The following is a 22,890-nucleotide window of genomic DNA, read 5'->3' on the forward strand; positions in this document are numbered from 1 at the left end:
ATTTAGCTTATGAAACGATATTCGCCAAATAAAGTTATTTATGTTCTTCCATCGCTCATATACTCTCGATAACTCATCTAAAGTTCCGATTTCATAACTTTATAATTACCAATGATCCTGTCGGTCGTTGTTGTGATAGTATGATTAGCAAAGTTGGGCAAATTCTTCAGAATTTTCCACATCATTTCTACCAAGGGGAGGTGCTCTATGAGAAAGTTATTTGTGTTCCTGCTACTTTCTACCTGTTTCTTCGCGGCTTTTGCGCTCGCGGCTCAAACACTGGTGGTCGCCTATATGGGCGATCCTATATGGTTCAATCCTTGCGCCAAAACCGACGACTACGGCGCGGCTATTAACAGAAACATCTTCGATCAGCTAGTTGCACAGGATGTCAATTATGATCTGGTTCCCCAGCTGGCGACCAGTTGGGAAGTCTCCGAAGACGGTAAGGAATACACGTTCTATCTGAGAAAAGGTGTGAAGTGGCATGACGGGGAACCCTTCACTTCCAGAGACGTTAAGTACACGCTCGAATCTATCGTGACAAATAAGGGTTCGGCTTACAACAACGTGGCGATGATCACGGAAGTTGTCTGTCCAGATGATTACACCGCCGTGGTCAAGTTGCAGGATCCATACGCTCCGTTTATTCCCTTCCTTGCATGGTACGGAACGCAGATAATGCCGGCCCACCTGTACGAAGGAACTGACTGGAACGACAATCCGGCCAACCAGAAACCGGTGGGCACGGGACCATTCAAATTCGTCGAGTGGGTCAAGGGAGACCATGTGACTCTCACCAAGAACGAAGAGTACTGGGGTGAGGGACCGTATGTAGATAGGCTGATCTTCAAGATCATTCCCGATCCAAACACCGCTCTGCAGGCTTTCCTGAATGGCGAAGCCGATATCGACCAGAACAGGCCTGGCTTCAATACACTTTCGATCCTCAAGATGAATCCCGAGGTCAACGTTGTGATCAATCCCTCTCCGAGTAGATACTATCTCGGATTCAACCTCACCGATCCAGCAAGACCGACGACCAACCTCAAGGTCAGGCAGGCTATCTCCTGCGCGATAAACAAACAGGCCATCGTCGATAAGGTTCTCGGCGGTTTTGGAGGGATCGGTGAATATTTCTACACTCCGGCCATTCCATGGGCTGTCGATACTAATGTTAAGGCGGCCCTTTACGACCCGGCCAAAGCCGACAAACTGCTGGACGAGGCGGGTTACACAAGGGGTAACGACGGCTGGAGGTTCGCGCTCGATCTTCTCTACTTCCAGGGCGCCGATTGGACTGACATGGCCGCCGTTATCAAGGAGAACCTTGAAAAAGTCGGTATAAAGGTCAACCTGGGCGAATACGAGATCGCCACATGGATCGAGAAGGTTCTGAACGCGCACAACTACGATATCGCCCTTCTCAACGGTTTCCAGGGCCCCGATCCGGCGAACCTCACAATGAGGGTGGCGACCGGCGGCAGTCTAAACATAATGGGCTATTCGAACGAAGTCGTCGATTGGAACCTCAAGGAAGCGGCCAAGATCTCTGATATCGAGCTGAGGAAGCCTTACTATTACGCGGCCCAAGCGCAGCTGGCGGCAGATGCTCCCTTCGTTCCACTGGCCGAAGTTTCATACATTTACATCTTCAAGACTTACGTCGAAGGAATGGATATAGAGAATCCGGGAAAGATAGGTACCGGAAGTTACGCGTTGACCAAGCTCAATTTCTAGCAGGCTGAACTTTCAGGGGCGGTCTTTCCGCAGCCCGGACGGATCGCCCCGCCTGTTTTTTTCTGGAGGTGTTACTTTGTCTTCCTTTGCGAGATATATCATAAGGAGAAGTCTCAGTATTGTTCCCATGGTTCTCCTTATCATTGCTTTGAATTTCTTCATTATCCACCTGGCCCCGGGCAACCCGGCGCAGCTCATCTCCGGTCTCGAACAACCCTCCGTAGAAGTGGTGAAGGCTCTCGAGGAGCAATACGGTCTGGACAAGCCGCTTGTGCTTCAGCTGGGTCTGTATTACAAGAATATCTTCCAGGGAAACCTCGGTTATTCCTTCATATACGGCACCAGCGTGAACGGACTGATCGCGGAGAGGATCGGCGCCACGATTTTACTCACGGTTTCGGCGGCAGTGATAGCCTTCGCTCTCGGAACGCTGATAGCGGTCCTGGTGGGTCGAAGAAAGACCAGGATACTTGACTCGATCTTCTCCGTTCTTTCCTACGTTTTTTATGCCATGCCCTCCTTCTGGCTGGCGCTCGTTATGATACTCCTCTTTTCTTCGACCTTCAAATTGTTTCCGACTTCGGGGATGTTCAACGTCAGGGCCAGTTACGAAGGCTGGGCCAAGATATGGGACATTCTGCACCACCTTTTTCTTCCCTGCCTGACTCTGGCTCTGATCCAGATTCCAGTTTTCTTCAGGGTTACCAGGTCCTCTATAGACCAGGTCAATCAGGACGAGTACATAACGACGTTTACCGCTATCGGCCTTCCTCGGAAAAAGATATACAGGAAGTACGTTCTCAAGAACGCCATATTACCGGGGATCACTATCTTCGGCTTGACCCTCGGATATTCAATAGCCGGCGCGGCGCTCGTGGAGATCGTCTTCGCATGGCCCGGAATGGGCAGATTGATGCTGGATGCGGTCTTCAGAAGGGATTATAATCTGCTGCTCGGTATCTATTTCGTGATGGCCGTCTGTATCTGTGTGGCCATACTTCTCACCGATGTGGTTTACGCGTTTGTAGATCCCAGAATAAGGTATCAGTAGAGGGGTTTTGTTATGATAGTAGAAAATCAAATCTCGTTGAGCAAAAGAGAGAATAAATCACTTAAATACGCGAGGAGTTACTTCTCCAGCGTCAAGGGGACAATAGGGTTCTCGCTGTTGCTTATCTTTGTCTTCATGGCGATCTTTGCGCCGGTGATCGCGCCTTACAGCCCCGACGAGATGACAGACGACGTTCTCAAACCGCCGTCGGCCAAACATCTCTTCGGAACCGACCACCTGGGAAGAGATATTTACAGCCGGGTCGTCTTCGGCTCGAGGATCTCGCTTTCAGTAGGCTTCGTAGCGGCCGGCCTTTCGGCCGTGATCGGTGTTTTGATCGGCTCTTTCTCGGGCTTTTACGGAGGAATCACCGACGATATAGTGAGCAAGATAGTGGATACTTTTCTGATGATCCCATCCTTCTTTTTGATTCTGATCATCGTCTCGATCTTCGGAAGCAACATACTCTACATAATGTTCGTGATAGGACTGACCACCTGGCCGGGAAATGCCAGGCTCATGAGGGCTCAGGCGCTCTCGATAAGGGAGCGGACCTTCATCATGGTGGCCAGATCGACCGGTGAGTCCAGGATCAGGATACTGTTCGGTCACGTTATCCCGAACGGCGTTTTTCCTGTGATAGCCAATTCGGCTCTCCAGATGGGCGGAGCCATACTGACCGAGGCCTCGTTGAGTTTTCTCGGTCTGGGAGATCCGAACCTCACCAGCTGGGGAAAGTTGATCTTTCAGGGAAGGCCGTACATGACTTTTGCGCCCTGGATGATAATCATTCCGGGTATCTTCGTCGTCCTCGCCGTTCTGGCTTTCTCTTTCATAGGAGATGGCCTCCAGTTCACGTTCAATCCCAAAAACAGGAAGGGTGAATAATATGCCTTTGCTTCAGATGAAGAACGTGAATATAAATTACAGACTGAAGAACAGACAGGTGAGGGCCGTGCGCGACTTCACGCTGGATATAAACGAGGGAGACATAGTAGGAGTGATAGGCGAATCGGGATCTGGAAAGAGCACGCTCGCACACGGTCTGATGCGTATTCTCCCGGGAAATGGTTACTTGGAGGCTTCGACGATTACTCTTAACGGCAAGGATATACTGAACATCTCCGATAGCGAGTTCAGGAAATTGCGCTGGGTGGAGATGTCCATCGTCTTCCAGAAAGCCATGAGTGCCCTCAGCCCGGTACACAAGATATTCGGCCAGATGTACGATGCCATTCTCGCCCATAAACCCGAGACGGGAAAAGAAGAGGCGATCAAGAAGCTGGAGAAGCTACTGGCGGTGGTCAACCTGCCCCGCAAGGCGCTCGATATGTATCCCCACGAACTGAGCGGGGGAATGATGCAGAGGATGATGATATCTCTGGGCCTTATATTCAACCCGAAATTGGTGATTCTGGACGAGGTGACCACTGCGCTGGATGTTATAACCCAGGGTCAACTTTTGGATGAAATCAAGAGACTGGTCAAAGAGTTCGGCCTGACGGTCATGATGATCACACACGATATAGGAGTTGTGAACGAGCTCTGCACGAAGATAGCGATTCTTTACGCCGGCGAGCTCCTCGAATACGGCGACGTGAAGGATGTCATCTTCAAGCCTCTCAACCCCTACACAAAGGCGCTCGTAGAGTCCCACCCCGATCTCAATCCGCATGGCGGCGGACTGAGGGGTATTCCCGGCACACTCCCCGATCTATCGAACCCGCCGGAGGGGTGTATCTTCTACGACAGGTGCACCTGCAGATTGGATCGTTGTAGAGAAGAAAAGCCGGAGTTGAGGGATTTCAACAACAGAAAAGTGAAGTGTTTTAAGGCCGGTGAGTTTAATGGATAAAGATATTCTACAGGTCAAAGATCTTGTCAAGTACTTCCCTGTTAGAAAGTTCGGGAAGAAGCAGTATGTGAAGGCCGTCGACGGTTTGAACTTCTCGATAAAAGACGGCGAGATATTCGGCGTTCTCGGCGAGAGCGGTTGTGGAAAGACGACGCTCGGGCGCGTGATCAACAGACTGGAACACGAGCAGAGCGGGACGATCGAGTTCATGGGCGGGACGATATCCGGCAAAGAATACAGGAAGGATCGCCATTTCAGAAGAAGGATGCAGATGATATTTCAGAACCCATACGACTCTTTCGATCCACGGGTGATAATATACAGAAGCATGGACCTGCCCATGAAGATAAACGCGGTCGAGTCCGACGGCAGGAAGAGGCTGGAGAGAATAATCGAGACGATGAACCACGCCAAACTGACACCGGCCGAAAGTCTCCTCACCAGATACCCGCACGAGTTAAGCGGTGGCCAGCTCCAGAGGATATCCATAATACGCTCGATGCTCCTCAATCCGAAGTTCATAATCGCCGACGAATGCGTCTCGATGCTCGACGTTTCTGTGAGGGCCGGCGTTTTGAATTTGCTTCTAACGATTCAAAAAGAGCTGAAATCTTCGATGCTCTTTATCACGCACGATATCTCCGTTGCAACGTACCTATGTCAGAGGATCATGGTCCTCTACGCCGGAAAGATAATGGAGATAGCCTCGAGCGACGATATTCTCAAAAACCCCCTTCACCCCTACTCGAAGGCGCTCGTGTCTTACTCGCCGACCATAAGCAAGGAAGAGAAGATGAGATACACCATAACCGGGGAGGTGGTGACTCCGATCGATCCGCCCCCGGGCTGCAGATTCGCCTCCAGATGTCCTATCGCCAAGGAGGAGTGCACCGAAAGAGAGCCTGAACTGAGATATATTGCTAATGATAGACAGGTCGCATGTCATTTCGTATGAATGGAGGTCATTATGGACGCTATCAAGGAAGTAATCAAGAACGTACCGGAGTACACTTTCTTCAAGACGGTCGATGAGCTGAACGAATCCAGCAGGGAACTGGCCGAAAAGCACCCAGAAATCGCCAGTTTCTACCAGATCGGGAACTCGATGGCCGGCGATCCCATCTACTGTTTGAAGATCGGAAAAGGCTCGAAGGCGATACTCATGTATGGCTTTCCCCACCCTAACGAACCGATAGGCAGCATGGTGCTGGATTATCTCTCCTGGCAGCTGGCGGAAAACGAGGCTTTCAGGAATAAGTTCGAGGATGTCAGCTGGTACATAGTCAAGGCCGCCGACAACGACGGGGCGAAGCTGAATGAAGGCTGGTTCAAGGGTCCATACACGCCGCTCAACTACGCGCTGAACTTTTACAGGCCAGCCGGTTACCAGCAGGTGGAGTGGACCTTCCCCATCAAATACAAGACGCTCGATAACAACGATCCGATTCCCGAAACGAAGGCACTCATGAAGATCATAGAAGAAGTGAAACCGATCTTTATATACAGCCTGCACAACGCCGGTTTCGGAGGAGTTTACAACTACATCTCCGAGGACGCCCCGATTCTCTACCCGATATTCGAAAAGGCCTACACCGATCTGGACATCCCCGCGGCCCTCGGGGAACCCGAGATGCCCTACGCGGTCAAATTCGCCGATGCCGTTTACAAAATGCCGACGACCGTTGACACTTATGAATTCTACGCCGCTAACTCCGATAAGGATCCGGCCGAGATCATTGGCAAATGCGGAACCTGCAGTTACGATTACGGGAGACTCTTTAACGAGAAGGTCTTCGAGCTTGTCTGCGAAGTCCCCTATTACTACAACCCGAAGATAGAAGACCTATCTTTGACAGAGTTCGTGAGGCGTGACCTAGTTCTGGCAAATCTGGAGGATATGAAGTCTAATTATCAGAAGATCAAAGATATCTATTTCCCACTGAAGGAGAAGATAACCATAGAATCTCCCCTGAAAACGGCCCTCGATCATTTCATCGAATCGGCCGACAAACACCTGCCCGTGCAAGAAAACTGGGCAAAGACTGCCAAAGAGCTGGACGCAAAAGCGACTGTGGCCGAAGCCTTCGACAACGGGCCAGTCTCGAAGACTTACAAGATGCTGATGTGGGGTATGTTGAGAAGAATTTTGCTCCTCAACTTCGAAAAGACTGGCGAGCGTGAATTGAAAGAGGCCGCGGAAAAAGTGTACAAACAGATGAAGGAGATGAGCGACGCTCTGGAAGGCGAGCTCGACTATGTGGTGATACCAATAAAAAAGCTGGTGCAGATCCAGCTTATGAGCGGACTTTACGCGGCATTGTACGCCATCGAGAAGAACTCGTAGTAGAAGCTGTGCTTATTTTCTGATTCCCGCTCCATTTTCTGTGGCGGACCCGATAACCGGGTCCGCTTTTTTGTTAGAATTCTATGATGATATAATTGTCTTGCTCAGATTAAGTTCAACTTCATCAACAGGCAGGAGGTGCGAGATGCTAAAGAAGTTCGTTTTGATCTGTGTGCTTGTTGTTCTCTCCGCAATGGTATTCGCGGGAATAATAGGCCACGTGAAGGAAGTGGACAAGTACGGAAACGTGCACACGGATATACCGGTGGAAGCTGTCGTTTATGCGGCCATAGAAGCCGGCGATATGGTCTCGATCGGGATCGGGGAGACCACCATTGTAGTCCCGTTCGTCACCACCTACGGCGATGTGGACAGGGGAAGCGCGCTTGCTAGATACTCCGGCGATCACGTCCTTCTAGCCATCAATTACGGAAACTTCGCCCAGACTTACGGCCTTGAAGTCGGCGAAATGATTAGAATGGCCCTGGTTGAAAAGGGCGCCTACAAGGAAGAGCTCGAGATACGCCACCTGGTGAGGACGGATCTGCGGAGCGATTACGCGAGCGACGAGGTTTTCGCCAACTTCAGGGAGGTTACGATAGGAAATATTGCCCCCCACAGACTCTACAGGTGTTCTCATCCATCCATCGACGATCCCAGGGCACCCTACGCGGCGGCCCTTGTGGAGGCCGCTGGCATAAAGACCGTGATCAATCTCTCCGACTCCGACGAAGAGCTGGCGGCCAATTATGCCTATTCACAGTATTACAGATCGATCGGCGAGGCGGGGAATTTGATTAACCTGAACATGGGAGTCGATCTACTCAGCGACGAATTTTCCCAGAAGCTCAAGACGGGCCTACTTTTCATGATCGAGAAGGAACCGCCATACCTGGTGCACTGCGTTGAGGGCAAGGACAGGGCCGGGATGGTTGCAGCCCTTCTTGGGGCGATAATGGACGCGAAGACCGGCGAGATATACGCCGATTACGTCAAATCTTACGAGAACTACTACAAGGTCGCGCCCGGAACGCTTGCCTACGAAGCCGTTGAGGGGATCATAGCCGATATATTCGTCGCGATGAACGACGGTAATCCTGTCGATGACTCCAACATCAAAGAGGTCGCGCTTAACTATCTGAAGACTAGAGTCGGACTGAGCGATACCCAGATAGCCGCTCTGCAGGCCAAGTTGAAGTAATACAAAACCCTTGAATTATCGAAGGCGGCCCACCGGGCCGCCTTTTTCTGTTGTATAATTGGCCTGATTTTAACCTGTTTGTCGGGAGGTTTCTATGTGGCATGGGTTGAATGGGCTGGAGCTCTCTTTGATGAACTGGCTGGTTTCGCCGATCGAGGGAGCTTTTATGGACTTGTTGATGTCTTTCTTTCTCTTCCTGGCCAGAGGCTCGCTGGTCTGGATTCTTCTGACCGTTTTTCTATTCTTCGATAAGAGGTACAGAAGAACCGGCTATCTGACTTCGGCCGGTCTGGCGATTGCGCTTTTACTGAGCTTCGTAATCTTGAAACCGATTCTCGCCAGAACCAGGCCCTTCCTCCTGCTGGAAGGGTACAGCCTTATATTCCCTATGCCCGAGACATATTCCTTTCCTTCCTCGCAGGTCACGGTCGCCTTCGCTTATGTGGTGATGACCTGGAAGAGCGTGAAGTCGCTGAGAATACCGGTTCTCACGATCGCTTCGCTCGTTTCGCTTTCCAAGATATACGTGTACTTCAACTACTTCTCCGATGTGGTCGCGGGAGTCTTTCTGGGCGTTTTCTGCGGCTGGTTTGCCGTGAAACTCTTCGAAAAGTACACCGTGGTGAGACCGGAGCTTCCCGAGAGGTGAGATATGAGCTTGAAGAGACTCCTCTACGGTAGCATCGTACCACGGGGTTGGCTCTTTGAAGAGGCAACGCGAAACTTGAAGGGCCTGGTCGGAGAACTCGACGATCTTGTTCCGGGAATAATCAGGGACGACGAGATCTATGGCCGCAACAGATTGACCGGTGCTGTGAAATCGAAAGATCTCGGGACCGTGGCCCAGGATCAGGAGTGGGAGGTACAGTACCTCTGGTGGAACAGTGAGTCGCAATCCAACTGGCTGGACGGACTGATAAGACACGCCTACCTGGTCGGAAATGCCATATACATAGAGAAGGCGAAGAAGTATTTGTACAGGGTTCTTATGGCGCAGGACGACGACGGGTACATTGGTATCTACGCCAGAGACCTCAGATTCGACTTCAAAGGAGAGAACGGCGAACTCTGGGCCCAGGCGACCTTCCTTCGCGCCGCTCTGGGTTATTATGAACTCACCGGAGAACGTGAAGTACTCGAGAGAGTGATGAGAGCTTTCGATCTTACGATGAAGGTCTATTCGGAGAGAAACCCCTTCGACCTCGAGAAGGCTTACGCCGGCGCCAGTCACGGACTGGCCTTTACCGACGTCTGTTACGGACTCTTCGGATTGATAGGGGATGAGAAGTACCTCCATTTTGCCGGCCGGCTGGTCGATTTCTACAACCGGGCCCGGCTTTCGGAGGAAGACATAAGGGAGGACAACCTCCTCGATTACGATTACAGATTCAAAGGGCACGGTGTTCACACCTACGAAGGTTTGAGGTCTTTGATCATAGCCAACATGCCAGACGGACGGTACAACCGCGCAATAGAAGCGTATCTTCACAGATTGAACTTCATCACGACTCCTTCTGGTGCTCCAATAGGCGATGAATGGATCTGGGGAAGAAGCGCCGATGCTACGGAGACGGGGTACGAATTCTGCTCGATCCAGGAGCTACTCCACAGCTATCTCACTCTTCTCGAAGCGACGGGCGATCTCCGCTGGGCCGACAGGGCCGAATGGCTTTACTACAACGCGGCACACGGGGCCGTGAATCCCTGCAAAAGCCAGATAGCTTACTGCAAGAGCGACAATTCGTACGCAATGAACGGTCATGCCGGCGGAAGGGGAAGTGAGAACGATCTGCGCTACAAATACTCTCCCGCTCATCAGGATGTAGCCGTCTGTTGTGCGCCGAACGCCGGCAGGGTACTTCCCTATTTCACCGGTTCGATGTACATGAAGAGTAGTCACGGCCTTCTAGTGACGCTCTACGGACCATCTAGAGTCGAGACGTCGGTCGATGGAATCGCCGTCACCCTTGAACAGATCACATCCTACCCCTTCGACTTGAACATCGAACTTCGCGTAACCGCCGCCGTGCGAAGCGACTTTAAGATCCTTCTCAAAAAACCTTTCTGGGCCGAAAAGATGAAAGTTGAAGCCGTCGGTGCAAAGATCGAAGATTACGTTGATTCGATCGCGGTTTCGAAAGATTGGAAACAGGACAGAATACTCATTGAGTTCACAGGCAGAATAAACGAGCGCCTTGATCTTAAGGGCGAAGTCTATTATTCTTACGGACCACTCCTTTACGCGATGGAAATCGAATCGATAGAAAAGACCGGACGCCTTTATGGCAAGGGCTTTGAAGACAGCCTCTTCCTGCCGAGAGACCGCTCCTGCCTTGAACTTTGCGCAACGGAAAAGACACTCGAAAGCCTTACCGTATCAAGCGATAAACATTCCGGGGACTTCACAGATCCGCCCCTGGTGAGCGGAAAGTTTCTGGATAGAAGATCCGGCGAAGAAAAGACTGTATCCTTGAAACCAATAGGCTCGACGATACTCAGAAAGACAACCTTCAAAAAGTGTACATTTCTGTGACTCTTGAAGAGCCGTCCTTCGAAAGAGAGGGAGAAGAGAGAGTAAAAGAGAGAGATTGAATATATGTGAGAATTCTCGCCTTCTAGTGAGCGGAGCGATCTCTCGAGCTCTTTCTTTAGTGTTTTGTCAACGCGCAACCCACCACTCACCATGTTCCTCTTACTATCATCTGAATTCATGATTTTTCTAGATACGGACTCGTTTAATGATGATATTACGCAATATCCCTCCCCCATTCTTCCAGACCGTCTCCCAAGGGCCGTAATAGCCGGATGAAATTTACATCCATGATGCTACAATGATAGTAGTAATGGCTATTACTACTAAGTGATTTTGACTGGTGGTGGCTTATGAACGAGCTGAAGATACTGAGGGAATTGGGTTTCTCGCTCAACGAGGCTAAATGTTATATTGCACTCCACAAGAGCAGCCCAATGACCGGTTACGAGGTCGCTAAAAAGGCCAAGATAACCCGGACCATGGTCTATGACATCTTGCAGAGGCTGGAGAGAAAGGGCAGCATCAATGTGATAGAGGGTAACCCGAAGTTGTACTCGGCCGTGAGCTACAAAAAACTTATCGCCTCTCTCAGGAAGGATTACACGGAAAAGCTCGACGATCTCGAGAGTTCCCTGGAAAAGATCACTCGCGAGGTGGATGCCGACAACTATATACTGAACCTCTCCAACCACGCCGAGATGCTCAACCTCATCGCGAACGCCATCAAAGAGGCGAAACGGGAGATCTATCTCTCGCTCTGGGATTCAGAGGCCGCACTCTTCGAAAACGAGCTTAGAGAGGCCAACGGAAGGGGTGTGAAGATATATATTTTCTCCTTTTGCAAGATGCCCTTCGATTTCGGCGTCCAGTTCACCTACAAGATGAAAAACGCGAACATGAACTTTCCAAGGCGCAGGATAATAGCCGTGTTTGACAGAGAATTCATGGTTATGGGCGAGGGGAATTCCAACATAAACGAGATAGGTATAACCACGCGCAATATCATGCTTATGGAGATGTCTATCGACCAGATGCTTCTGGATATTATACTTCTCTCCATCTTGAGGAAGGGAGGGTACATCTGGGACGGGATCGATGTCGGGGAGTACTACGACAACGTCCAGAAATTTTTCAAATCAATAGAGTTGCCGGTCGATCTGCCTTTGAGGGTAGATGAGTGATAAGGAGTGAATACAGTGTTTAGGGAATTGGATCATTATAAACCCGATATCGACAAAACGATAGCGATGATGGAAAAGACTTATGAAGACGCGCTTAGCCACAGCGGAGGCAACGTCACGATAAGGGCCCTCCCCGGGTGCGACGTGGAGCATTATTCCAGGCTCGATCTCACCCGCTACAATTACAGGGACGATATCGGCCTGTACGCGCGCGACCTTTGCGGTCTTATGAGCGAATCATTCGAGAAACGCAGAGCCGTCGATGACAACATGATACCTTCGGTTTCACCGGTTCTGGGGATCGGAGATTATTCGGCCTTCGTATGCGGGGACATAGAGTTTCACAAAGATACGAGCTGGTCAAAACCGGTACTGGGAGAGATAAAGGATTTCCGGAGGCTGCCCGAGATCGGAACTTCCTTCTGGTACGGGAACTTTCTGGACATCTGCGAGGAGATACTGAAACTCTCCTCCGGCGCCGGCATTCCATTCATGAAGGGCTTCTTCTCTCCGCTCGATCTTGCAGCCGCACTCAGGGGAGAGGCGATCTACACCGATTTCTACGAGTCTCCCGAAGAGCTGCACGAACTCCTCAATTACTGCGCCGATGCAACGATAAAATTCGCCGAAGACGTTTACGCGCTGGCCAGGAGGTACCTCAGTGGTAGCAAGTATGGGATGTGGTTGATCGATGAATGCATATATATGTCGGAGGATATCGCCTGCATGATATCTCCCAGGTTGTACAGGAAGTTCTGCGCGCCATACACACAGAGAGTCATCGATCATTTCGGCACCGGTCATATGCATTGTCATTCAAGAGCGCTTTACCTGGTGAAAGAGATTTGTTCGCTCGAGAAGGTGGCCAGCCTCTGGATCGCCACCGATCCCAATCAGCCGAGGCCGATAGACAATATAGGACGACTCGTGGAAGATTCGCGCGGTGTTTGTCTTGCCATCGACTGCGATTCCTTCGATGAGATAGTGGCGAACATGGAGACGATGAAAAGGGGGAACGTCTCTATCTGCCTCCCGGTAGAGGGAGTGGAAGAGGCTGTGAGGGTTACCGAGGAGTTCGAAAAGCTCTGAAGATCGTGTGCGAGGGGATAGTCCTATGAGAGGGTTCAGGTTCGTAGTCATTGTTCAGGCCGCCTTGCTGCTGGGTGCGACGCTTTTCGCGGCTCCAGGCGGTGACGGTTCGACCATACGTATCTGGTTCAGCCATATCGAACCGGAAAACCTTGCCATGGTCGCAATCGCCGAGGAGTTCACCTCTCTTACAGGGATCAAGGTCGAAGTGATTGGCCGACGCTCAATATTCGACGCTCCCAGAGATCTGGCTAACAATGCGGAACTCGACGATCGGCCGGACATAATCCTGATGCAGGCCCCGGATATTGGCAACATGGTCGCTTCCGGGCTGATCGTGCCCCTGAAAATAGACGACGAACTCAGAAAGCGTTATCTCGATGCGACTTTCGAAGCCTTCACCTATAACAACAGATGCTACGGTATAGGTTATTCACTAGATACTTCCGGACTCATATACAACAGGGACCTCATAAGTGAGTCGGAGCTGCCAGAAACCTGGGACGACTTTTTCAGGATCGCTGAGGCTCTCACTTTGAGAAACGGCGATGGGAAGATAGTTCAGTACGGTACCCTGCTCAACCCAAAGGACATGTGGTTCAACTACCCTATAATAAAAGACTACGGAGGCTACTACTACGGCAAGGCACCCAACGGCGATTACAATCCCTACGACGTCGGTTTGGACAATGACTGCATGCTAGATTACGTGAACAAAATGAAGGAGCTGCAGAAGAAGGGATTGACACTTGCCAACGAAAACGGTACCGAAAGCCATATATCGGCCGAATTCGCCAACGGGAGGGCCGCCATGATACTCTACGGTCTCTGGAACGCGTCGATCTACCAGAGCATGGGTATCAATTACGGCATCGCTCCTCTGCCTAAAGGGCGAAACGGAGAGGTTTCCAAACCACTGGCCACGGTTCAGGGTTTTGTAGTTAACAGGTTCACCAGAAACATGGAGGCTGTGGAGAGCTTTCTGGAGTTCGTGCTCAGGGACGAGAACCAGCAAAAGCTTATCGAGGCCGGTAACAGGGCCGAAAAGAAGACGGGCGAGAGGAACCCTTGCAATATCTCGGTCATCGAGAGCGATTACGTGAGCAAGGACCCGATACTTTCATCTTTGAGCGCAATAGGATTCAACTGTGAACCCTTCCCGAACATACCCGAAGGCACGATCTGGTATAACTACACCTCGACGGCCTTCAGAACTATTTTCTACGGGGACAAGTCGGGGAATCAGGTAGATGCGAAAGAGAAGTTGACCGAGCTTGCCAACAAGATCAGGGGCGATGTGGCCGTCATGAACAAAGTCCCGGAGAAGATAGAGATACCCTCCGGCTATCTTGTCTTTTTCACCTCGCTCGCCGCGGCAGCCTTCGTTTTTTTACTGGTCTGGCGAAGGCGGCTCGCCTCAACGGACACGGTAGGGGATAGTTATGGCAGAAAGGAGAGCTTCGTGGCCTGGCTGATGTTGGCACCGCTCTTCTTTCTCCTTTCGATGTTCTACATCTTCCCCGTCTTTCACAACATATACCTCTCGCTGACCAATTACAGTGGCATCAATCTGAGAGACTACGGAATCGTCGGGTTTTCGAACTATGCGGAAATCTTCTCGACAGGTATCAACGGCCTGATATCGATGATAATCTGGACCGTCACCTTCGCGGCCACGGTTGTGGGGCTCTCTTTTCTGGCCGGGACAATGCTGGCGGTGGTCCTGGATAAAGTCAAGGTGAGAATTGCCAAGATCTACAAGATCGTTTTCATACTCCCCTGGGTAGTGCCAAGCGTTATAACACTCCTGATGTGGCGTGGAATGCTTGAGAGCGACGGGCTCGTGAATCGTATGCTCGGCATACTGGGCATGCCATCCGTTCCGTGGCTCACGAGTTCCTTCTTCGCAAAGTTGAGCTGTATATTCGTCATGACCTGGTTTTCCTTTCCATACTTCATGGTTATCTCGTCGGGTGTGTTGAAGTCTATACCGAGAGACTACTACGAAGTGGCGAAGATAGCCGGAGCGGGCAACACATTCATATTCTTCAAGATCACAATGCCGCTTGTGTTCAAAGCTCTTTTTCCCATGATGATAATGTCGTTCATAATGCAGTTCAACCAGTTCGGAGTCTATCTATTGACCCAGGGAGGTCCCCCGGGCGATGTCCTCGGCTCTCCCGGATCGACCGATCTGCTGATAACCTATGTTTTCAATACGGCCTTCAACACCAAGAGATACTCGCTGGCGGCTGCATATTCGGTGATAATCTTCTGTTTCGTCGGGTTGTTCGCCTTCGTATCTCTGAAAATAGGAAAGAGAAAGATGTACGAGTAATCCCAGAGCGAGGTGGTGATACGGTGGGTTGGACAAAGGCGAAGACCGGCAGGGTATTTATCCATCTATTTCTGGCCGTGCTGGCCGTTATTACCGTGATACCCTTTTTCTACGTTGTGATCATATCCTTCGGTAAGAACGTCATAGATACCGGCGCCTTCGCGATCACGGAGCTTACGCTGGACAACTACGCGAGACTTTTCGGCGAGACGCGCTTCGTGAACTGGATAGTGAACTCGCTCCTTCTAGCAGCGGTTACGATGGTTGTGGCCGTTTTCGTCGTCTCGATCTGTGTTTATGCCTTCTCGAGGTTGAGATTCTACGGTAGAGTCGGACTGTTCAATTTCATCCTGCTGGTTCAAATCTTTCCATTGACACTGTCGATGGTCTCTATCTTCAAGATCTTCGTAGCACTCGGCCTTCTCAACAAACTGGAAGGATTGATTCTTGCCGACTCGGCCTTCGCTTCGGCCGGCCTAGTGATACTGGCCAAAGGGTACTTCGACACTATCCCTTACTCGCTAGATGAAGCGGCTATGATCGATGGGGCCGGCAAGTTCAAGATTCTGACCAGTATCACGCTGCCTCTGGCAAAACCGATGATAGCCATCGTTGCAATACAGAGTTTCGTAATTGCTTACAACGAATACGTCATCGCCAGCACTGTGATGACTCAAAAGCTAGAAGCCATGCCACTGGCAGTTGGACTGCAGAGTATGATAGTCGGCCAGTTCGGGATCAACTGGAGCGTTTACTGCGCTGGCGCGGTGCTCGGAAGCATACCCATGCTCGTGCTGTTCTACTCGCTTCAAAAGTACTTTATAGGCGGATTGACCGAGGGAAGCGTGAAGTCATAAAAGGAGACAGAGATGGAGAGAGCCGCTATTTACCACATATCCGAACACAACTACGCCTACGCCGTCGACGGCGACACTCTGGCTGTTAGATTGAGGGCGAAGAAGAACGATCTGGAGAGAGTCGTGGTCCATTACAAGAACCTCTATGACCACACATCCCGGCCAAAAGAACTCTCCATGGAGAAGATACTCTCGGACGGGATCTCCGATCTGTTCGAGGCGAGAATCATTGTGAAGGAAAAGAGATTTAAATATTACTTCGAGCTTTTTTCACCGGGGGAGAGAATCTTCTACACTTCCGACGGCTTTCTCGAGTCCGTCGATGAGAAGAACTGCTTCTTCTACCCTTACATAAACGACGACGATATTTTCAGGCCGCCCTCATGGGCCGAAGGGGAGATTATTTACCAGATATTCGTCGATAGATTCTACGACGGAGACCCTTCCAACAATCCGCCTGGCACGATCCCGTTCGGTACGCCTCCGGGCAGAGAGAGCTACTACGGCGGAGATCTAGAGGGGGTCATCCTGAAACTCGATTACGTGGCCGGTCTGGGGGCCAAGATCATCTATCTAAACCCAATCTTTCTCTCGAACTCTTACCACAAGTACGACATAGTCGATTACTACAGCATAGATGGCACTTTTGGAAAGGCCGAAGACCTCGCGCGGCTGGTGGAGGCGGCACACGAAAGGGGTATGAAGGTGGTTCTAGATGGAGTCTTCAACCATTGCAGTTCGTCCAATCCTCTTTTTATGGATGTCCTCGAGAGACAGTCGGAATCAAAATACAGGGACTGGTTCTGTATAAAACGCTTCCCGATAGACGCGAGCGGCAAGAATTACGATACTTTCGCCGGCCTCGTTCCCGGGATGCCGCGACTGAACACGTGCAACCCCGAGGTGATACGTTACATAACCGATGTCGTTCTCCACTGGACTAAGCTCTTCAAACTCGACGGCTGGCGCCTCGACGTCGCCGACGAAGTATCGCACTCTCTCTGGATAAATCTCAGGAGAGAACTGAAGGCCCTCTCTCCGGACATTCTCTTGATCGGGGAGATATGGAACCATTCCTCCCGGTGGTTACAGGGGAGAGAGATGGACACGGCCACCAACTACAAGTTCATGAGGGCGCTGCACGAATTCGTCGCGGGCAAGATAGAGGCGCACTCATTCTGGGAAAGGGTTAGCGCCAACAAGATGCTTTACAGATCCTGTCTGTACAACTATCTGGTCAATCTGGTGGGCAGCCACGACACAACGAGGTGTAGAACGATCCTGGGAAGCGATGAACTCCACGTTCTGGCGATGGCCGTCAATTTGGCATTCGAGGGCATGCCGCTGATTTATTACGGAGACGAAGTCTGCATGGAGGGTGGTTTCGATCCGGATAACCGCAGAGCGATGAAATGGGAAGACGTGAATAGCGATTGCGCGAGAAGGATAGGAGAGCTGTCACGTTTCAGGGCGGGGAGTATCGTACTGAAGAAAGGTTCAATTACCCCCATAGAGGTCGGCCGGAGAATTCTGGCCTTCTGCAGGGAGTTCGAGGGGGAGCGGATTTATTTCGTGGCCAATTTCGATGGGAGAGAGTGCGTTCTCGAAGGTCCCTGGAGAGACGCACAAGTGAAACTGGGGGAGGGTTCTCTCGAAGACGGGAGACTCACACTCGAGAGCGGGAGATATGTCTTACTGGGCTATAAATGACATCCGGTCAATCCGACAGGATGACAACAGCACTCGAAGGAACATAAAAGGGAGGTAGGAAAATGGGAAGAAAATTGCTTAGAGTCTTTGGACTGGCTGTGGTCCTGTGTATGCTGCTGGGTTCATCCACCTTGCTGTCACAGAGCTATTACCTCGGCACGAGTGCCAACGGTTATCAGGTGCCGCGTGACGGCGGTCTCAAACTCGAGCCGATACCGGGCAAAGAGAATTGGTACGCGATTACGATCGATTTCAACGAAGACAACAGGGATCCGATGTACGACGGCCATTACTACAAAGTCACAGACGGGACGTGGAATGCCGACGGTTGTTGGGGAGTGGATAACTACGCCTTTCAGCCGGCACCGGTGAAGAAGCTGAAGGACGGTACGGTGGTCGGCCTGGGTTCGATCTATATCCAGGAGAACTGCAGGCTCCAGATACTGTTCGATGCTAATACCAAAACAATCTATGACGACTACCTCCAGAGATTCCCGACGCCGAGGATCTACGGAGATTTCAACGAAGCGATGGGTAGAGGCGCCAACTGGAGCATGACGGACGAAAGTGCGCTGGTGCTTACCGATCCTAACGCCGACGGTGTATTCAACGGCTTCTACAAGTTGCCTGCCTATACCGGAAGCGGAGACGGCTACATGATGGTAACGGTTCTGTCCACCAGGTTCAACACGCAGTATTATTTCTTCGGGGCCGTCGAGCAGTACAAATTCGACGGAACGCCTGCCGGTATGGGCATGGCGAGTTATCTAAAGCCTCTGGTCGATACGATCTACGAATTCCAGTACGACGGTTCGACCCACGTAACAACCTTTACAGAATGCGTGACCGATCAGGTTGTGCAGCTTCCCTTGCCTGTTGTATACGGGGATTTCAATGGCTGGAACATAGAGGGGCCCAAAGCCATCACCCTCGCGAAGGATGGAGAGAACACATACTCGACAGTTCTGAAGCTTCCGGCTTACACCGGCGAAGGATCGGGCTACATGATGCTGGTATGTCTCTCCAAAAAGTTTTACAACGACCAGTGGGGAATGAGATGGGGAGCGGAAGAGCAGTACATATTCGACGGAACCCGGGCCGGAATGGGCCAGGTCAGCTATCTAAAACCGTCTGCGGAGACCTCTTACAAACTAACCTACAACTCCCTGACTCACGTAACCACAGTCGAAGAAGTGAAGTGAAAGGATCCGAAATCTTGCAGGCCCGGCTGGGTACTACCCACCCGGGCCTTTTTCTTTTCGAATACCCGCTTGACAACACACAGTGTCCGTGTGAAAATATATTGCAAATGATTTGCGCAAAAATATGGCAAGGATGGTGTTGGTTTTGAAACGACTGACGACCCTCAGGAAGAGCGTTCTGGATATAATAGACAGCTCGAGCGCCCCGCTGAACGCCGAGAACATACACGGCAAGTTGCGAGACCGGCCCGATCTTTCGAGTGTTTACAGAAGTCTCTCCTTTCTCGAGGAGAGGGGATTGATCAGATCGGTCTCCTTCGAATGTGAAACACGGTATTATTTCGGGGCCGGAAAGGAACCGGTCCACTTCATACACTGCAAGAAGTGTCACAGGACCGAGTCATTCCACGGATGTTTCGCCACGGAGTTGGAAGAGTCGGTCAGAGACGATCACGATTTCACGATCACCGATCACGTCTTCTATTTCATAGGCATCTGCGGTGATTGCAAGAGAAAGATGATGGAAGAATTGGAAGGAGGAAAACTGTGAGAAGAGTTATACCGTTCTTCTTGTTGATTCTTCTCGTCGCGACTTCCGTTATCGCCTTGAAAGTCACGACGACCATAAATCCTTATTACATGATTGTACGGGACATAGTCGGGGATAGGGCCGAGGTGAGTCTTCTGATCGGACCGGGACAGAATCCCCACGTCTTTTCTCCTACAATTTCGGATGTGAAAAGGCTGAACGAGGCCGATCTGGTGGTGGCGAACGGATTGGAGCTGGAGGTCTTTCTAGAAAACACGCTCGAGGAGCTTACTAGAAAGGGCAAGAGAGTTCTTCTGGCGGGAGAATCGGTTCCTCCGTCACTTCTGAGCGAAGAGGAGGATGGAAATGGTGAAGCCGCCACGCTCCACAGTCATTCGATCAACCCACACGTCTGGCTCGATCCGCTCTTGCTGGTTGACTACATAATCCCCGTGATCGTCGAGACCTTGACAGAAATAGACCCGGCTAACGGCCTTTACTACGGTGAAAACGCCGAAAAGATCTCCGGGCGGTTGATGTATTTCTACGGAGAGGCCGGAATGTATCTGGAGCAGTTCAGGGGCGGTGTGGTCATTGTGTCCCATCCCAGTTTCTTTTACTTTTTCGACCGTTTCGGGATAATGCTTGAACCCATTTTCGAAGGTGTGGGTGACGAACCGTCGATACAGGAGTTGAAAAGGCTCATCGATTTCGCCAGATCCGGGAAAGTGATAGGAATCTTCTCGGAGTACCAGCAATCGAAGAGGTCCGTGGAAATACTGACCAGAGAGACCTCCGTCGGGAGCGGTTCGCTCGACCCGCTGGGTATTTCGAGAACCGACATAATAGACCATTTTCGCTGGAATTTGGAGGAGATGAAAAAAGCCTTTGGAGAGAGATAGAGATATGATACTTCAAGTTGAGGACCTGTCATATAAAATTGGTTCCACATGGATACTGCGAGGCGTCTCATTCAACCTTTCAAGGGGCGAGTTCGCAGGAATAATAGGCCCGAACGGTGCGGGGAAAACCACTCTAATAAAGGCTATAGTCGGCGACCTGAGCGATTACGCCGGCAGAATAAAGGTTACCGGCCGGGTGGGATATCTCCCACAGAATCCCGAAAGAAACAGGGACTTCCCTATAAGCGTCAGGGAGGTGGTAGCCATGGGTCTCTACAAAGAACGCGGCCCCTTTAAGCGTTTCTCAAAGAGCGAGTGGAACAGGGTCGATGCTCTCCTCAAGACGACGGGAATAGAGGAACTAGGAAAGAGGAGAGCCGGAACGCTTTCGGGAGGAGAGTACCAGAGACTTATGCTTGCCAGAGCGCTGGTCTCCAGTCCGGAGCTCCTAATACTGGACGAACCGGAGGCCGGTGTGGACGAGATGGGAAAGTCTTCCTTTTACCGCCTTCTGGAAAAGCTGAAAAACGAGAAAAACATGGGCATACTCATGGTCAGCCACGATATAGGGATGGTCTTCGAGGCCTGCGACACGATCATGTGTATCAACAAGACGCTACACTGCCACACTTCTGCCGATATGATCTCTCCAGAACAGCTACAATCGGCCTTTTCCAGCGATCTAGATCTTTTCATACGCTCAAGAGACCACTTTGAAAGGGAACACAGATTATGATAGCTCAGTTCATAGGAGACGTTGTAAGTTACGAGTTTCTAAGAAACGCGATGATCGCCGCAATCCTGGTGAGTACCCTGACGGGTATTTTCTCCAGCGTTGTGGTGTTGCGAAAGATAGAATTCATAGGCGACGGAGCGGCACACGCGACTTTCGGAGGGATAGCCTTCGGCCTGCTGCTCGGCGCCAATTATATAGTTATGGCCGCCCTTACTGCCGTGGTCTTCGCGGTCGTGGTGAGTTACTTCACCAGGAGGAACAGGCTGTCCGAAAGCAGCGTCATAGGCATGCTTCTTCCCCTTTCGATGTCGCTGGGAGTCATCGCCCTCTCTTTCGTGAGAGGCTACACTCCTGACGTGATGGGCCTCTTCTTCGGCAACATACTGCTAGTAACAGCGGCCGATGTCTGGCTGCTGGCCGGCGCGAACCTGGGCACTGTAATCTTCTTCTCGCTATTCTTCAGGGAGATCCTTTACTACGCCTACGACGAAAAGATGGCCAGACATTACGGCGTCCCCGTGGCCTTCGTTCATTACGGAACGCTTATCGGTATAAGCTTGAGTGTTGTAAGCTCCGTGAAGATCGCCGGGATAATCCTGGTCACTGCCTTCCTCATAATTCCAGCGGTTTCGGCCAGGCTTCTCGCCAGATCTCTCAGATCGATGATCTCGATCTCGGTCGCTCTCGGGGTTGTAGCCAGCGTGCTCGGGATGTTTTTCTCCTACATTCTGAACATGCCCCCCGGTCCGGTGATAGTGGTTCTGCTGTTCATTCAATTCCTCTCCATACTTTCTGTGAAAAAACTGTTTGGCTCGAAAGAAAGCGATTAAGAGGGGCCGGTTCATCTATAATGGTTGACTTACAAAGTTTATTGAACTATAATTCATTTAAACGAATGGCAGTTCATTAAAAAGAAGTTGATACTGGTGCCTAAAATCATAAGAGACGTTGAAGAAAAGATACTTAAGGCCGCCTGCGAGCTCTTTCAGGAGAACGGTTATCGCAACTGCGACATGAAGTCTATAGCGGCGAAGGCCGGCACGGCAGTCGGAAATATTTACAGATACTACCGGTCCAAGGATGAACTCTTTGTTGAATCTATGAAGTCCTCGCTTATGACCGAGATAGATCTGCTAGAAAGAACCGTCGATTCTTCGCAATCGGCCAGAGAAAAGCTATTGAAATTTCTGGAGGGTCTTTACGGAATAATGGAGAAAAAGATAGATCTTTTCGAGGAGTATGTGACCGAGAGGGAGACTTTGCCAGGAATAAACCTCGAGATCCTTCTAGAAAATAGGCTGGTAGAGATTCTCGGCGAGCTGGAGTCCATTCCGGAAGGGTGTGAAGACCGTGCGGCCGTCTGTCTTATGGTGAGCATACTGGTGATGTTGAGGCACTTCCCAGGAGAAGGTGAAAAGAACCTTCGCTTTATGGAGTTTATGCTAAATGGTCTTCTAGTGAAACACGAGGTGAGAGATATATAAGAGGTCTGGACATCTTTTGTATTCGTCCGGCGGGCTTAAGATACCGAAAAAATCTTCGATTTCCTCTTCATAAAACATTTCGAGAACGAACTTCGCCTTTCGCAAGTGACACAAACGCTGTCGCAAGATACACATCGG

Annotated in this window: 20 protein-coding genes; all 20 read left to right on the top strand. The window is 50.8% G+C overall.

Annotated features, from left to right (window positions below; translation table 11 throughout):
- Window positions 1-207 precede the first annotated feature (207 nt).
- The 20 genes from MESINF_RS04705 (at window position 208) to MESINF_RS04800 (ending at window position 22,752) form a co-directional block, all read left to right on the top strand.
- Entirely contained in the window at window positions 208-1,740 is a 1,533-nt protein-coding gene (locus tag MESINF_RS04705; RefSeq protein WP_169698764.1) for an ABC transporter substrate-binding protein, read from the top strand.
- Window positions 1,741-1,816: 76 nt separating this feature from the next.
- A complete protein-coding gene (locus MESINF_RS04710; protein WP_197712710.1) occupies window positions 1,817-2,791 on the top strand; it encodes an ABC transporter permease in 975 nt (324 codons plus the stop codon).
- Between the two features lie 12 nt (window positions 2,792-2,803).
- Window positions 2,804-3,679: an ABC transporter permease gene (locus tag MESINF_RS04715; protein WP_169698765.1), complete on the top strand. Its 876-nt coding sequence runs from the start codon at window positions 2,804-2,806 to the stop codon at window positions 3,677-3,679.
- 1 nt (window position 3,680) lies between these two features.
- The gene (locus MESINF_RS04720) at window positions 3,681-4,646 is read left to right on the top strand and encodes an ABC transporter ATP-binding protein (protein WP_169698766.1); all 966 of its coding nucleotides are present in this window, start codon (window positions 3,681-3,683) and stop codon (window positions 4,644-4,646) included.
- Window positions 4,639-5,601, top strand: a complete 963-nt coding sequence (locus tag MESINF_RS04725) for an oligopeptide/dipeptide ABC transporter ATP-binding protein (protein ID WP_169698767.1) — start codon at window positions 4,639-4,641, stop codon at window positions 5,599-5,601. Before MESINF_RS04720 ends, MESINF_RS04725 begins: the two co-directional genes overlap by 8 nt.
- A 12-nt stretch (window positions 5,602-5,613) precedes the next feature.
- Entirely contained in the window at window positions 5,614-6,990 is a 1,377-nt protein-coding gene (locus tag MESINF_RS04730) for a M14 family zinc carboxypeptidase (RefSeq protein ID WP_169698768.1), read from the top strand.
- A gap of 145 nt (window positions 6,991-7,135) precedes the next feature.
- Complete coding sequence (locus MESINF_RS04735) at window positions 7,136-8,191, top strand: tyrosine-protein phosphatase (RefSeq protein ID WP_169698769.1); 1,056 nt, start codon at window positions 7,136-7,138, stop codon at window positions 8,189-8,191.
- A gap of 94 nt (window positions 8,192-8,285) precedes the next feature.
- Window positions 8,286-8,840 (top strand): phosphatase PAP2 family protein, encoded by a 555-nt coding sequence (locus MESINF_RS04740; RefSeq protein WP_169698770.1) that lies wholly within the window; start codon window positions 8,286-8,288, stop codon window positions 8,838-8,840.
- Window positions 8,841-8,843: 3 nt separating this feature from the next.
- On the top strand, window positions 8,844-10,724 hold the full coding sequence (locus MESINF_RS04745) for a beta-L-arabinofuranosidase domain-containing protein (RefSeq protein ID WP_169698771.1): 1,881 nt from the start codon (window positions 8,844-8,846) through the stop codon (window positions 10,722-10,724).
- 350 nt (window positions 10,725-11,074) lie between these two features.
- Window positions 11,075-11,905: a TrmB family transcriptional regulator gene (locus MESINF_RS04750; protein WP_169698772.1), complete on the top strand. Its 831-nt coding sequence runs from the start codon at window positions 11,075-11,077 to the stop codon at window positions 11,903-11,905.
- A gap of 15 nt (window positions 11,906-11,920) precedes the next feature.
- Window positions 11,921-12,994, top strand: coding sequence for a uroporphyrinogen decarboxylase family protein (locus tag MESINF_RS04755; protein WP_169698773.1), 1,074 nt, complete (start codon window positions 11,921-11,923; stop codon window positions 12,992-12,994).
- Window positions 12,995-13,019: 25 nt separating this feature from the next.
- Window positions 13,020-15,332, top strand: coding sequence for an extracellular solute-binding protein (locus MESINF_RS04760; protein ID WP_169698774.1), 2,313 nt, complete (start codon window positions 13,020-13,022; stop codon window positions 15,330-15,332).
- Between the two features lie 23 nt (window positions 15,333-15,355).
- Window positions 15,356-16,189 (top strand): sugar ABC transporter permease, encoded by an 834-nt coding sequence (locus MESINF_RS04765; protein ID WP_169698775.1) that lies wholly within the window; start codon window positions 15,356-15,358, stop codon window positions 16,187-16,189.
- Window positions 16,190-16,201: 12 nt separating this feature from the next.
- Window positions 16,202-17,899 (top strand): glycoside hydrolase family 13 protein, encoded by a 1,698-nt coding sequence (locus tag MESINF_RS04770; protein ID WP_169698776.1) that lies wholly within the window; start codon window positions 16,202-16,204, stop codon window positions 17,897-17,899.
- Window positions 17,900-17,961: 62 nt separating this feature from the next.
- Window positions 17,962-19,101 (top strand): hypothetical protein, encoded by a 1,140-nt coding sequence (locus MESINF_RS04775; protein ID WP_169698777.1) that lies wholly within the window; start codon window positions 17,962-17,964, stop codon window positions 19,099-19,101.
- 136 nt (window positions 19,102-19,237) lie between these two features.
- Window positions 19,238-19,651: a Fur family transcriptional regulator gene (locus MESINF_RS04780; RefSeq protein WP_231936903.1), complete on the top strand. Its 414-nt coding sequence runs from the start codon at window positions 19,238-19,240 to the stop codon at window positions 19,649-19,651.
- Window positions 19,648-20,532 carry a metal ABC transporter substrate-binding protein gene (locus MESINF_RS04785; protein ID WP_231936868.1) on the top strand — a complete coding sequence of 295 codons (885 nt, stop codon included), beginning with the start codon at window positions 19,648-19,650 and terminating at the stop codon, window positions 20,530-20,532. Before MESINF_RS04780 ends, MESINF_RS04785 begins: the two co-directional genes overlap by 4 nt.
- A 4-nt stretch (window positions 20,533-20,536) precedes the next feature.
- Window positions 20,537-21,268, top strand: coding sequence for a metal ABC transporter ATP-binding protein (locus tag MESINF_RS04790; RefSeq protein ID WP_169698779.1), 732 nt, complete (start codon window positions 20,537-20,539; stop codon window positions 21,266-21,268).
- Complete coding sequence (locus MESINF_RS04795; RefSeq protein ID WP_169698780.1) at window positions 21,265-22,098, top strand: metal ABC transporter permease; 834 nt, start codon at window positions 21,265-21,267, stop codon at window positions 22,096-22,098. The genes MESINF_RS04790 and MESINF_RS04795 overlap by 4 nt, the downstream gene beginning before the upstream one ends.
- Window positions 22,099-22,194: 96 nt before the next feature.
- Entirely contained in the window at window positions 22,195-22,752 is a 558-nt protein-coding gene (locus MESINF_RS04800; protein WP_169698781.1) for a TetR/AcrR family transcriptional regulator, read from the top strand.
- Window positions 22,753-22,890 lie beyond the last annotated feature (138 nt).

The organism is Mesotoga infera (assembly GCF_900157305.1).
In the GTDB taxonomy this organism is placed as follows: domain Bacteria; phylum Thermotogota; class Thermotogae; order Petrotogales; family Kosmotogaceae; genus Mesotoga; species Mesotoga infera.

Bases quoted from the DNA above. Each gene is read 5' to 3' on its own strand.
- MESINF_RS04705 (WP_169698764.1), top strand. From the start codon at position 208: ATGAGAAAGTTATTTGTGTTCCTGCTACTTTCTACCTGTTTCTTCGCG.
- MESINF_RS04740 (WP_169698770.1), top strand. From the start codon at position 8,286: ATGTGGCATGGGTTGAATGGGCTGGAGCTCTCTTTGATGAACTGGCTG.
- MESINF_RS04750 (WP_169698772.1), top strand. From the start codon at position 11,075: ATGAACGAGCTGAAGATACTGAGGGAATTGGGTTTCTCGCTCAACGAG.
- MESINF_RS04775 (WP_169698777.1), top strand. From the start codon at position 17,962: ATGGGAAGAAAATTGCTTAGAGTCTTTGGACTGGCTGTGGTCCTGTGT.
- MESINF_RS04720 (WP_169698766.1), top strand. From the start codon at position 3,681: ATGCCTTTGCTTCAGATGAAGAACGTGAATATAAATTACAGACTGAAG.
- MESINF_RS04770 (WP_169698776.1), top strand. From the start codon at position 16,202: ATGGAGAGAGCCGCTATTTACCACATATCCGAACACAACTACGCCTAC.
- MESINF_RS04735 (WP_169698769.1), top strand. From the start codon at position 7,136: ATGCTAAAGAAGTTCGTTTTGATCTGTGTGCTTGTTGTTCTCTCCGCA.
- MESINF_RS04760 (WP_169698774.1), top strand. From the start codon at position 13,020: ATGAGAGGGTTCAGGTTCGTAGTCATTGTTCAGGCCGCCTTGCTGCTG.
- MESINF_RS04795 (WP_169698780.1), top strand. From the start codon at position 21,265: ATGATAGCTCAGTTCATAGGAGACGTTGTAAGTTACGAGTTTCTAAGA.
- MESINF_RS04790 (WP_169698779.1), top strand. From the start codon at position 20,537: ATGATACTTCAAGTTGAGGACCTGTCATATAAAATTGGTTCCACATGG.
- MESINF_RS04745 (WP_169698771.1), top strand. From the start codon at position 8,844: ATGAGCTTGAAGAGACTCCTCTACGGTAGCATCGTACCACGGGGTTGG.
- MESINF_RS04715 (WP_169698765.1), top strand. From the start codon at position 2,804: ATGATAGTAGAAAATCAAATCTCGTTGAGCAAAAGAGAGAATAAATCA.
- MESINF_RS04725 (WP_169698767.1), top strand. From the start codon at position 4,639: ATGGATAAAGATATTCTACAGGTCAAAGATCTTGTCAAGTACTTCCCT.
- MESINF_RS04730 (WP_169698768.1), top strand. From the start codon at position 5,614: ATGGACGCTATCAAGGAAGTAATCAAGAACGTACCGGAGTACACTTTC.